11 protein-coding genes and 1 tRNA gene are annotated in these 12,216 nt (G+C 63.6%); 7 read left to right on the forward strand and 5 right to left on the reverse strand.

The genetic code is table 11. The features are described 5' to 3' along the window. The first annotated feature begins 143 nt into the window (after positions 1–143). A tRNA-Gln gene (locus tag V0R59_RS18345) sits at positions 144–218 on the forward strand. Between the two features lie 303 nt (positions 219–521). Continuing rightward, positions 522–2,228: an amidase gene (locus V0R59_RS18350; protein WP_330075882.1), complete on the forward strand. Its 1,707-nt coding sequence runs from the start codon at positions 522–524 to the stop codon at positions 2,226–2,228. Between the two features lie 142 nt (positions 2,229–2,370). Here the strand turns inward: V0R59_RS18350 and V0R59_RS18355 are convergent, their stop codons facing one another. Then, positions 2,371–2,625 carry a hypothetical protein gene (locus tag V0R59_RS18355; protein ID WP_330075883.1) on the reverse strand — a complete coding sequence of 85 codons (255 nt, stop codon included), beginning with the start codon at positions 2,623–2,625 and terminating at the stop codon, positions 2,371–2,373. A gap of 59 nt (positions 2,626–2,684) precedes the next feature. After that, a complete protein-coding gene (locus tag V0R59_RS18360) occupies positions 2,685–3,227 on the reverse strand; it encodes an RBBP9/YdeN family alpha/beta hydrolase (protein ID WP_330075884.1) in 543 nt (180 codons plus the stop codon). Between the two features lie 212 nt (positions 3,228–3,439). Between V0R59_RS18360 and V0R59_RS18365 the strand changes: the two genes are divergently transcribed. Genes V0R59_RS18365 through V0R59_RS18375 form a run of 3 tightly spaced genes read left to right on the forward strand, consistent with a single transcriptional unit; the run spans position 3,440 to position 5,393 of the window. Then, positions 3,440–4,033 carry a PAAR domain-containing protein gene (locus tag V0R59_RS18365; protein ID WP_330075885.1) on the forward strand — a complete coding sequence of 198 codons (594 nt, stop codon included), beginning with the start codon at positions 3,440–3,442 and terminating at the stop codon, positions 4,031–4,033. Between the two features lie 5 nt (positions 4,034–4,038). Continuing rightward, complete coding sequence (locus V0R59_RS18370) at positions 4,039–4,965, forward strand: DUF6402 family protein (RefSeq protein WP_330075886.1); 927 nt, start codon at positions 4,039–4,041, stop codon at positions 4,963–4,965. After that, complete coding sequence (locus tag V0R59_RS18375) at positions 4,962–5,393, forward strand: hypothetical protein (protein ID WP_330075887.1); 432 nt, start codon at positions 4,962–4,964, stop codon at positions 5,391–5,393. The genes V0R59_RS18370 and V0R59_RS18375 overlap by 4 nt, the downstream gene beginning before the upstream one ends. A 51-nt stretch (positions 5,394–5,444) precedes the next feature. Here the strand turns inward: V0R59_RS18375 and V0R59_RS18380 are convergent, their stop codons facing one another. The 3 genes from V0R59_RS18380 to V0R59_RS18390 form a co-directional block, all read right to left on the reverse strand. Then, positions 5,445–7,886 carry a TonB-dependent siderophore receptor gene (locus V0R59_RS18380; RefSeq protein ID WP_330075888.1) on the reverse strand — a complete coding sequence of 814 codons (2,442 nt, stop codon included), beginning with the start codon at positions 7,884–7,886 and terminating at the stop codon, positions 5,445–5,447. 284 nt (positions 7,887–8,170) lie between these two features. Beyond that, positions 8,171–9,160 carry a FecR family protein gene (locus V0R59_RS18385; RefSeq protein ID WP_330075889.1) on the reverse strand — a complete coding sequence of 330 codons (990 nt, stop codon included), beginning with the start codon at positions 9,158–9,160 and terminating at the stop codon, positions 8,171–8,173. Continuing rightward, entirely contained in the window at positions 9,157–9,645 is a 489-nt protein-coding gene (locus V0R59_RS18390) for a sigma-70 family RNA polymerase sigma factor (RefSeq protein ID WP_330075916.1), read from the reverse strand. Before V0R59_RS18390 ends, V0R59_RS18385 begins: the two co-directional genes overlap by 4 nt. A gap of 198 nt (positions 9,646–9,843) precedes the next feature. On the opposite strand from V0R59_RS18390, the gene V0R59_RS18395 reads away from it, so the two are divergent. Then, positions 9,844–11,349, forward strand: coding sequence for an amino acid permease (locus tag V0R59_RS18395; RefSeq protein WP_330075890.1), 1,506 nt, complete (start codon positions 9,844–9,846; stop codon positions 11,347–11,349). A 158-nt stretch (positions 11,350–11,507) separates the two neighbouring features. Further along, positions 11,508–12,215 carry an RHS repeat-associated core domain-containing protein gene (locus tag V0R59_RS31990; RefSeq protein WP_375547389.1) on the forward strand — a complete coding sequence of 236 codons (708 nt, stop codon included), beginning with the start codon at positions 11,508–11,510 and terminating at the stop codon, positions 12,213–12,215. Position 12,216: the final 1 nt, after the last annotated feature.

Genomic DNA, 12,216 nt, shown 5'->3' on the forward strand with positions numbered 1-12,216 from the left:
GTTTTAAAACCTGTTTTTTTGCAAAAAAGGCTTCACAGACGTAACAAATGTTGTTAAATTGCCGCCCATCCTGCAACGGGCCACAGCGTCCGTAGCTTCAGCAGCAGGATTCTGCATCAGGATGATCCTTCATCCGTCGCAACAGGGGCGTCGCCAAGCGGTAAGGCAGCAGGTTTTGATCCTGCCATGCGTTGGTTCGAATCCAGCCGCCCCTGCCATTCTTCTCTTCTATATTTCCCTCCTTGTCTGGTTCCGGTGCATTGGCACAGGGCGATCGGTTGTTCATATTTTTCTACACAGTGACCGGCTAGAGTGCGGGTCATCGGCTATTTCATTGGGTTTGCATCGCGCCCCATTCCCTTGTTGAGCGCCAAGTGTTAAAAATATCACCCGCTTTAGGCCAAGCCGTTGTGTAAAACCACACAACGGGGTATCCAACGAGAAAACAATTTGAAAAGCGTGATGTCCCTGCGTGAGGGAATCCCCTTCCCTGTCAACTGTCAGCCACCGGAGCAAGCTGCATGATCGAGGTCACCGAAGTTTCCATTGCCCAACTGCGTGCCGCGCTTGAGTCCGGCCAGACCACGGCGGTCGAACTGGTCACGGCGTACCTGGCCCGGATCGATGCCTACGATGGTGCCGACACCCCTACCGCCCTGAATGCCGTGGTGGTGCGCAACCCCGAGGCGCTCAAGGAAGCCGAAGCCGCCGATGCCCGCCGTGCCCGTGGCGAAACCCTCGGCCCGCTGGATGGCATTCCCTACACCGCCAAGGACAGCTACCTGGTCAAGGGCCTCACCGCCGCCTCCGGCAGCCCGGCCTTCGCCGAGCTGGTGGCCCATCGCGACGCCTTCACCATCGAGCGCCTGCGCGCTGCCGGGGCGATCTGCCTGGGCAAGACCAACATGCCACCCATGGCCAACGGCGGCATGCAGCGCGGCGTCTATGGTCGTGCGGAAAGCCCGTATAACGCCGGCTACCTCACCGCGCCGTTCGCTTCCGGCTCGTCCAACGGTGCCGGTACCGCCACCGCCGCCAGCTTCTCCGCCTTCGGCCTGGCCGAGGAAACCTGGTCCAGCGGCCGCGGCCCGGCTTCGAACAATGGCCTGTGCGCCTACACCCCGTCGCGCGGGGTGATCTCGGTACGTGGCAACTGGCCGCTGACCCCGACCATGGACGTGGTGGTGCCGTACGCGCGGACCATGGCCGACCTGCTGGAAGTCCTCGACGTGGTGGTCGCCGAAGACACCGACACCCGCGGCGACCTGTGGCGCCTGCAGCCCTGGGTGCCGATCCCGAGCGTGGCGTCGGTGCGTCCGGCCTCCTATGCCGAACTGGCGGTGGGCAGCAGCGCCCTGGCCGGCAAGCGCCTGGGCGTGCCGAAGATGTACATCAATGCCGACGAAGCCGCCGGCACCTCCGCCGAGCCAGGTATCGGCGGCCCGACCGGCCAGCGCATCAACACCCGCGCCTCGGTGATCGACCTGTGGAAACAGGCGCGCCAGGCCCTGGAAGCGGCCGGTGCGCAAGTCATCGAGGTGGACTTCCCGCTGGTGTCCAACTGCGAGGGCGACCGCCCGGGCGCACCGACGGTGTTCAACCGCGGCATCGTCTCCAAGGAATTCCTCCACCACGAACTGTGGGACCTGACCGCCTGGGCCTTCGACGACTTCCTGCGGGCCAACGGCGATCCGAAGCTGAACCGCCTGGTGGATGTCGACGGACCGAAGATCTTCCCCCACGACCCGGGCACCCTGCCCAACCGCGAAGGCGACCTGGCGGCCGGCATGGACGAATACGTGAAGATGGCCGAGCGCGGCATCACCCCGTGGAACGAGATTCCCACCGTGCCGGATGGCCTGCGTGGCCTGGAGCAGACCCGCAAGCAGGACCTGGAAGACTGGATGGACGCCATGGGCCTGGACGCCGTGCTGTTCCCCACCGTGGCCGACGTGGGCCCGGCGGATGCGGACGTCAATCCGCAATCGGCGGACATCGCCTGGAGCAACGGTATCTGGGTGGCCAACGGCAACCTGGCGATCCGTCACCTCGGCGTACCCACCGTCACCGTGCCGATGGGCGTGATGGCCGATATCGGCATGCCGGTGGGCCTGACCTTCGCCGGCAAGGCCTATGACGACTCCAACCTGCTGAAGCTCGGAGCGGCCTTCGAAGCCACCGGCAACCGGCGGATGATTCCCCCGCGTACGCCGGTGCTGGGCGGGTAAACATCCCGGGTAGGAGCTGCGTCAGCTGCGAAGGACCGCGTAGCGGTCCCGGTTCCGGGTCTACAGCCAGGCCAATGGTCTTCTTCCGGCTGCAGATCGGGAACCGGGACCGCTGCGCGGTCCTTCGCAGCTAACGCAGCTCCTACGCCCCCTCCTCCAACCGCTTCGCCGCCTCCACTCCCGCACTGCTCAACTTGATCGGAAACACCACGCTCGGTTCATGCCCCTCCACGGTCACCGGCTGGCCCTGGATCAGATGGCGTTCCTGCAAGGTCTTGAGCATCCCCGCCACCGCCTTCTCGCCGCGATAGTTGTCGAGGATCTCCTTGCCCAGTCCCTCCGGATGCGCGTGCAGCAGACGGGTCAGGACTTCACGTTCCAGTTCATCGTTACTCATGCTTGCCTCTCTCGACAGGGTGGTCTTCGTGGCTGTGACCATCACCCGTCGACGGAGATTCAACCGGATCGACGCCCTGCCAGCTCATCCAGCAGCACCCTGCCCCGCGGCCAGTCGCCCAGTCCGCTGCCGACATTGATATGGCCCAGCATGCCGACCTCGATGAAACGGCTACCCCAGGCCTCGGCACAATGACGGCTGTAGTCGAGGCTGGCATAAGGATCGTTGCCGCTGGCCACCAGGGTGCTCGGGAAACGCAGCGGTGCCAGCCCAGCCCCGTCGAAACCCCGCGCCTGGGCGGGAAACGCCGGGCCGCCGGGATCGGGGACAGCGACCAGCAAGGCAGCGCGGATCGGAGTATCGCTGAGCTGCGCCCAATGCACCAGCTGCAGGCAGCCCAGGCTGTGGGCCACCAGCAGGGTGTCCGGGCCGCTTCGCCGCACCGCCGCCTCCAGGTTCTCGACCCACTGCTCGCGCACCGGGTTGTCCCAGTCCTGGCCGTCGATCAGGTGCATGTCGGGCAGCGTTTCGGCCCACAGGCGCTGCCAGTGACCGGGACCGGAGTTGCCGATACCGGGGAGCAGCAGGATGGACGTACTCATTTGGTTCTCCATGAACAGGTGGAAGCAGCTTTATAGGAGCCTGGTCGTCGCCAAGATCAATAAGCTAAGTCATTTCCCCCTAATTGTTCGGACTTTTCCTACTTAATTCTCTAACCGTTACGCGCACTCTCTGGCCGGTTGGCCTGCATACCGCTCAACACGAAAGGCGTGCAGACCGTCTCACGAATTCAAGCCAGGAGGAAAGCCTGTAAATGGACGGATATTTCATTCGCCGCGGCGACAAGACCAGTTGCGGTGGCGAGGTCACCGGCGCAGACGATCTCATTACCTGGGGAGGCATCCAGCATGCCCGGGAGGGTGACAGCGTCACCTGCGGGGTAACCGGGAAGACGTACCAGATCCTGGGCGGCGTCAGCTATATCAAAAGTTCCGACCGACCTGTCGCCGGGACCCTGAACAGTGTCAGTGGTTGCCCCTGTCGAGCCACGCTCTATCACAGCTACACCCATGCCACTTATGAACCAGAGCACAGGCCCCTGACCTCTTCGCCCGCCCGGTCGGGATTCGCCCCCACGCGCCGGCCAGCGGGAAGCCCACCCCGCAGCACCGAACCAATGCGTGCGAATCTCACTCCGGCTCCACCGCAAGAGGAGTGCAGCGGGGCCTTCAGACTTCTCGATCAGCAGCGCAGGCCCTGTGGATTCCACACTTATACGTTGTTCCAGAACGGTGAACAGATCGGTCAGCACCAGTTGAACGATGAAGGCTTCAGCCATATCGGCACCAGCAGCAAACCCGCCATCGTGTTCATCGCCACCAACGCCCCCTCCCCCGTTCTGGAGTAATCGCCATGTCCCTTAAGGATTTCCAACAAACCACCGCATTGGGGCCCGATACCCAGTTCCTGCTGGAGAACGCTACGCTGGATACCTGGCCGGGAGGCCGACATCAGCCCAAGGAAATCGTGATCAATGCATTGCCGCTGACGAAAGTGCCGGTGGCGATGCGCAAAATGGGCTGGCATACCTCGGCTGCATTGATGCAGCGATGGTTCGACAGTCCGGGGTGGCAGATGCCCGAAAGATGGAAAGAGGAAGATGGTCAGCCCAAACCAATGGAACTGTCAGCAGCGCAATGTGACGAGAACCTCGTAACCATGAGTTGGGCGATGCGCTTTGATCGCTGCCGAGCAGCTGTTAGGCAAGCTGAATCCATTTTAACGACGCCAAACGCCATCAGTCGGCTCAAGGCCTTGCTGAAAATTGGCGGCTGGCAGGGGCAAGGAGTGTTCAAATTCGGCTCATCAACGCTTTCTGCTCGAGAAATGGACGCCTCGGCGCAGGTCAACTTTGTCCAGCTTGGTCGACCCGATGACCCGCTGGACGATATGTACGGTGCGCTGGGTGTAGCCACATTGAAGATTGGAGTTATTGGCGAAACGTTCAGCAGAGAGGATCCGACAACACGCCAAATGCGAAATTACCTCAAGGTCGAACGGATCGGTTTCTACATCCGCGATCACTATGACTTCAACGGCCTACAGTTCCTGGGTGTCTGGACTGAAGACCGGGTATTGACCAAGTCCGAGATGGCCCGGGCTGCGCTGCCCAGTGGTCAATCCATTTACAAGTGGTCAAGCGATCAGTTTGCGCTGATTCGAAATAATGACTTCAGGAAATACAGAGAGAAAACGGAAATGGGAGGGGACTATGTTCTCTACTCCGATATTCTCTGGCGGGATATCGACAAAGTAATCGACTTGGGAAATGTATCTTGATCAGGCGTTTCTGGAGAAGAGCAGCTATCGCCAGTCTTATCGCCTTCAGCTTGTGGTTCGCCTCGGAATGGTGGGAAAAGGGTCTGGCGTCTCCGTGGGGAGAAGCTAAACAAAGCCCGAACGGTTGCTCCAGCATCCAGGCATTCGAACCTTTTTGGTTGCTACCGAACATACTGCATGGTCAAGCCATTCCTAACGAGGGCGGCAAGATAAACTGGCCTCATACGTGGGAACTACCAGGTTTCTATCGCCTTTACGACAACTACAACGGTCAAGTCATCGGCGAAACTGTCATTTACGACCTGGCATTTTCCGGTGGACGTTTGAATTGGGACCAGGATGGCGGCGTGTGGGCCGGCATGACCTACGTCGGCCCCACCATTCGTGACTGCATAGGTGCCATACCTGAAAGCCAGCGAAGCCAGTAATCTGCGACCCATCAGTTGTAGCCGGCCGCGCTAGCGCAGCCGGCTTCGAACTCACCACCGGTACGTCAGATCCGCCGTCACCGTCCGCTCCGCCCCCAACAGGCATCCCACCGTGGCAAAGCACCCCGCCACATAGTACTTGTCCGTCAGGTTCTTCACGTTCACCTGTGCCTTCAGCCCTTCCAGTTGCGGATCGGCCTTGCCGAAGTCGTAGCTGACCATCGCGTCCACCACGGTGTAGTCCGGCACCTTGAAGGTGTTCTGTGCATCACCATAGGTGGAGCCGGTGTAGCGCACGCCAGCGCCGAAGCCGAGCCCGGCGAGCAGGCCGCCCCGCACGGTGTAGTCGGACCACACCGACGCCAGGTGCTCGGGGGTGCGTACCGGGGTCTTGCCCTTGTTGCTGATGCCTGCGGTGTTGGGGTTGTCCTTGCTTACCTCGACCTTGTTCAGGGTCCAGGAGGCAATCACGTTGAGTCCGGTCACCGGCTTGAGCACGCCTTCCAGCTCCAGCCCGCGGGAGCTGACCTCGCCTTCCTGCACGCTGTAGCTCGGGGCCGATACGTCAGTGGTCAGCACATTCTGCCGACGCAGGTCGAAGGCAGAGACCGTCACGTAGTTGTCCGAGCCGGTCGGCTGGTACTTCACGCCCACTTCATACTGCTTGGCGGTCTCCGGCTCGAATGCCGAACCGCTGCGGTCGGTGCCGGCGGTGGGGACGAAGGATTCGGTGTAGCTGACATAGGGGAACAGGCCACTGTCGAACAGGTAGCCGAGGCCGACCCGGCCGGTGAAGTCCTCCGCGTCGACCCGTTGCGGGGTGACCGTGGTCAGGCCGCTGGCGGCGACGAAGTTGCGCGTGTCGGTGTCCTGGCTGGCCCAGTCGTAGCGTCCACCGAAGGAGGCGACCCAGTGGTCCACCTTGATCTGGTCCTGCAGGTACACGCCCAGTTGCCGGGACTTTTCCGCGACGTCCATCAGGCTGGTGTAGCGCGAGGTGTCGATGGTCACGCTGCGGTCCGGTGCGTAGAGGTTGATCGCCGGGGCATTGCCGGTCTGTACCGCGTTGCTGCGCCGGCTGTGCTGGTAGTCGACGCCGGCCAGCAAGGTGTGGCTGAGCGGTCCGGTATCGAAATTACCCAGCAACTGGTTGTCGAGGGCGAAGTTGTCGTTGCCGTAGTCGCGCAGTTGGTAGTAGCGGTTGATGGTGGTGCTGGCGATCACCCCGCTGTTGCGGAACAGCTGGTCCTCGTAACCGGTGAAGTGGGTGTAGCGCGCGTTCTGGCGCAGGGTCCAGTGGTCGTCGAGGCGGTGGCTGAACTCGTAGCCGAGACTGGTCTGCTCGGACTTCTCCGAGTCGAAGCCAGGCTCGTTCAGCGAGCGGTGGCGCGATACCCGGCCGTTGGGATTGGAGCCGTCGAACAGCGAGTACGGCAGGTTGCTGGTGAACAGGTTCTTGTTGCGCTGGTACGACGCAAGCAGGGTCAGCGAGGTGTCCTCGTCCGGTGCCCAGGTCAGGCTCGGGGCGATGTAGACACGGTCGTCCTTGATCCCGTCGATGCTGTTGTCGGCGTCGCGGCCCAGGCCGACGAAGCGCCAGGCCAGGGTCTTCTGCTCGTCCAGCACATCGCCGACATCGGTGTAGGCCTGCAGGCGATCGTTGCTGCCCGTGGAAAAACCGACCTCGCGGTGACTGGCGAAGGTCGGGCGCTTGGACACGAAGTTCACCGTGCCACCGGGCGAACCCTGGCCGTAGAGCACCGAGGCCGGTCCCTTGAGCACTTCGATGCGCTCCATGCCGTAGGGCTCGGGCGCGTAGTAGCCGATCTGGTTGTTGCGCAGGCCGTCGGTGTAGGCATTGGTGTTCAACTGCTGGAAGCCGCGGACCATGATGGTGTTGTCGGTGGGGTTGTTGCCGGCGACGTTGGCGTGCACCCCGGCGGTGTAGCCAAGGCTTTCGCTGACCGTCTGCGCGCCTTGCACGGCCATGCGGTCGCGGGTGATCACCGAGATGCTCTGGGTGGTCTCCAGCAAGGGGGTGTCGGTCTTGGTGGCGCTGCTGGCGCGGGTCGCCAGGTAGCCGTCGACCGCCCCCTTGGGGTTCTGCGAGGCGCGCAGGCCGGTGATGCTGGTGGCTTCCAGTTGCAACGCGCCCTGCTCCGGTTGCGGCACCAGCACGTAGCCGGCAGCGGTGCGGGCAAAGGTGTAGCCGCTACCGGCGAGCAGATGCTGCAAGCCCTGCTCCGCCGCGAAGCTGCCGTGCAGCCCACCGCTGCGCAGGCCAGCGACCAGACGGCCGTCCACGGCCAGGTCGATGCCGGCCTGGGCAGCGAACCGGCTGAGCACATCGCCCAGCGCACCTGCGGCGATGTCGTACTGCGCCGTCGCGGTGTCGGCATGGGCCTGGCCGCTGATGCCCAGGGGCAGCGCGCAGGCCAGCTGGACAGCCAGAAGCAGCGGTTTGATCCGGAGGCGGATGCGTGGTTGCGGCATGGTGAAGCGTCTCCCAGTGTTGAAATTCATTCTCATGAACTTCAACGGACCATCGGGAAAAAGGCGAACCGCGGGGCGGTGTTTTTTTGAAAGGCACATTTCGTCCCGAGCTGAATTCCGAAGCAGGCAAGGCAACGCGGACTCTGTGGGAGCGGGTTTACCGGAACGCCGGACCGCCGCGATTGCGTCGGTGAATTCACTATCGCAATCGCGGGTAAACCCGCTCCCACAAGGTCTGCGCTTCACTTGACCGAGATGTATGGCAATGCCCGCGACCCCTGCTGTCAATGCGCGCGGATCGTGACCCGGGTCAGCCATGGCGTCAGCCGGGTGACTTCGATCGGCAGGCTGGCCTCCAGCAACTGCAAGGCGCGTTGCGGATCGTCCAGCGGCAGCGAGGCGAAGACCTGGATGGACGCCAGCGACTCGCAGTCGTAGCTGAGCACGCCGGCGTATTGCCGCTCCAACTGCTCCAGCACCTGCGCCAGCGGCAGCCCACGGGCCAGCAGGCGGTGCTGTTGCCAGGCCTGGTCGGTGGAGCCCGGGTCGATGCCCTGCGGGCCGTCGATGCCGTCGCGGCGAATGCGCACCTGCTGTCCCGCCGCGACCAGCGCTTGTGCCGGGCCCTCGCTGGCGCGGGCGAGCACCTTGGATTCGAGCATGCTCAGATCGGTGGCGGCGGCCTGCTTGCTGACCAGGAAACGGGTGCCCAGGGCGCGGATGCGGCCATCCTCGGTGATCACCTCGAATGGCCGCTGTGCATCGGCGGCGACCTCCACGCGAATCTCGCCACGCAACAGACGCACCTCGCGCCCGGTCGCGGTGAAGTGGAGGTCCACCGCGCTGCCACCCGCCAGGGTCAGCTGGCTGCCATCTTCCAGGCGGGTTTCGCGCCACTGCCCGGCGGCCGTGTCCAGATCGGCGAACAGCAACACGCTCGGGTAGTGCTGCCACCCCAGCCAGCCCGGAACCAGCACTGCCAGGGCAATGCCCAGGGCGGCGCCAAGGCGCTTGTTGCGCCGGTGGCGCTGGCTGAAGCGCACCTCGCCCTCGATCAACCGGTGCAGACGGCGTTCGCTGGCCGGTTGCTGGCGAATGCCGCGCAGGCTTTCCAACATGTGCTCCATGCCCCGGGCCGCCTCGGCATGGGCCGGGCTGAGCGCCTTCCACGCCTGGTACTCGTGCTCGGCCCGCTCGCGCTCGGCAGGCTCGTCGGCGCTGAGCTGCACCAGCCATTCGGCGGCCTCGACGGCCAGGTCGTCAGCCGCGCTCATGACGGATCGCGCAGCTGCTGGCAGTGCAGCAACACCTGGACCAGGTAATTCTGCACCATGCGCACGCTGATGCCCAGTTGCTCGGCAACCACGGCCTGCGGCTGGCCTTCGAGGTAATGCAGGAGAAACGCCTGGCGCGGCTTGGCCGCGAGGCCGTCGAGCAAGCGGCAGATCTGCTCCAGCGCCTCCAGGGTTTCCCAGATGCGCTCGGCACCGGGCGCGCCGGGATGCTCCAGGGCGAGCAGGCCGAGCTCTTCCAGGTAGGCCTTTTCCAGACGCTGGCGGCGAGCCCGGTCGATCAGCAGGTTGCGCGCGGTGGTGGCGATGTAGCCGCGGGACTGGCTCGCCTGGAGCAAGGCGTCACGGGACGAGAGGATCCGCAGAAAAGTGTCCTGGGCCAGGTCCGCCGCGTTGTGCGCACAGCCGAGCTTCCTGCGCAGCCAGCTGTACACCCAGGCATGGTGTTCGCTGTAGATGTCGTGCATCAGCTTGTTGGAATCGGCCACGGTGGCAGGGCTCTGGAACGGATGGGATTGAGAAGTTATCTCATTCGCAAGCGAAGGGCCATGGCAAAATTTCCAGCCCGATGACGGATGTGCGTACTGGCTCACCCTCGCCTGCTTGCGCAAGCCCGCCCCGGCGTCTTGACTCATCGACTCTCCCCCTCGCCAAGGACGGTCGCCGTGAGCACGCCAACGGATGCAAAACTCAGTGTCGGCGCCCTGACCGCGCTGGTGGTCGGCTCGATGATCGGCGCCGGAATCTTCTCCCTGCCGGCCACCTTCGGCCGCGCCAGCGGCGGCTTCGGCGCAATCATCGCCTGGCTGATCGCGGGCTCCGGGATGCTCATGCTGGCCTTCGTCTTCCAGACCCTGGCGCGACGCAAGCCGGACCTCGACTCTGGGATCTACGCCTACACCAGCGCCGGCTTCGGCAACTACCTGGGCTTCGCCTCGGCCTTCGGCTTCTGGGCCGGGACCTGCATCGGCAACGTCTCCTACTTCATCCTGATCAAATCGACCCTGGGAGCGTTCTTCCCGGTGTTCGGCGACGGCAACACGGTGGTCGCCATCGTCGTGTCCTCCTTGCTGCTCTGGGGCTTCCACTTCCTGGTCCTGCGCGGGGTGCAGGAGGCAGCGGTGATCAACAGCATCGCCACGGTGGCGAAGATGATCCCGATCCTGGCGTTCATCATCGTGGTGGCGGCGGCCTTCGACCGCGAGCTGTTCGCCGTGAATTTCTGGGGCAACCTCACGGCGCTCGCGCCGGAGCCAGACCTGGCCCATCTGGATGACTATGGCCGCATCGGCCATGCCGCGGCGGAGCTTGCCGTGGTGCCCGGGGAGTCGCTGTTCGAGCAGGTGCGCAGCACCATGCTGGTGACGGTGTTCGTGTTCCTCGGCATCGAGGGGGCCAGCGTCTATTCGCGCTATGCGCGTAATCCACGGGATGTCGGCATCGCCACGGTGCTGGGCTTCGTCGGCGTGCTGTGCCTGCTGATCCTGATCACCCTGCTCAGCTACGGCGTGCTGCTGCGCCCGGAACTGGCGGCGCTGCGCCAGCCCTCCATGGCCGGGGTGCTGGAGATGATCGTCGGGCGCTGGGGGGCGATCTTCATCAGCATCGGGTTGATCGTCTCGGTGCTGGGCGCCTTCCTGTCCTGGACCCTGCTGGCCTGCGAGGTGCTGTATGCGGCGGCACACGACAAGGCGATGCCGGCGCTGCTGACCCGGCAGAACGGCCATGGCGTACCCAGTGCGGCGCTGTGGCTGACCACGCTGTTCGTGCAGCTGTTCCTGATCCTGACGTTCTTTACCGAGGCCGCCTTCACCCTGGCGCTGGAACTGACCAGCTCGCTGACGCTGGTGCCCTATCTGCTGGTGGCGGCCTACGCGGTCAAGCTGGCACGCAGCGGCGAGACCTACGAGAACGGTGTCGGGCGCAACAAGGACCTGCTGGTTGCGCTGCTGGCGACGGCCTACGCGCTGCTGATGGTGTTCGCCGGCGGCTTGAAGTACCTGCTGCTGTCAGCGGTGATCTATGCGCCGGGGACGCTGCTGTATCTCAAGGCACGGCACGAACAGGGCGTGGCGGCGTTCAACGGGCGGGAGCGAGTGGTGTTCGCAGTGGTGCTGCTGGGGGCGATCGTGGCGCTGGTGGGGTTGGTCGGTGGCTGGATCGTGCTTTGATCGTGGACTCGCCGGCTCCCGGGATGCCCGTGCTCCGAAGCCTCGACCTAGCATTTTTGCCAGCTGCCGAATCACAGGCCCCTTGCTAGCATGCAACGAGCCTTTCCGATGAAGGATGGCCTCCTCCGGTACGCCGCAGAACAGGAGTGATTCCGCCCATGCACACTGCATATCGCCGCCGGTCTCCGGCGGGACCGGGCTTCAACGGCGAATACGTGGAACCTCAAGGCGTCCAGCTTCTCGGTAGTTATCGCGCCTACAATCCAGCCTTGATGCGCTTCCACAATCCAGACAGCCTGAGCCCGTTCGGCAAGGGCGGCTTGAATGCCTATGCGTATTGCCTGGGTGATCCGGTGAATCATGGAGACCCTACCGGGCACCTGGCCCTTTGGGCCTGGGTAAAATCGCATCCGTTTCGTATGGCCGCTGCCAGTTTCGCGACCGGCTTGGTCACTGTCACGGTCTCGGAGATGGTGCCGAACGAAGGTGCCAAGGAAGGACTTCGCTGGACATCGGCAGTACTGCTCGCTACAGCCCTCGCGTTCGTAGTGACCCCGCTGGTGAAAGACATGCATCGCATCATCGGTCATCGAAGGAGCGAAAGAAGAAGCTCCATGGCGCTCCGGGATGAAGCCATGCGTCTTTCCGTCAGACTCCCGGAGCGGCCTGCACCAGTGGTCGAACACCCTCTCCCCACCTACGACGACATTGCCACACAGCATCAGCTCAACTACGTAACACCGCCAATGAGCGAGCTGCCTAGCTATAACAGCCTGCATATTGAGCGCCGTAGATCCTACGATCTCGCCATGGCAAACAATCAATCAAGAGCCTGGGCCGATTCGATAAGGGACACCAGTGTTTGAA

It is taken from the genome of Pseudomonas ulcerans, from assembly GCF_036324125.1.
In the GTDB taxonomy this organism is placed as follows: Bacteria; Pseudomonadota; Gammaproteobacteria; order Pseudomonadales; family Pseudomonadaceae; genus Aquipseudomonas; species Aquipseudomonas ulcerans.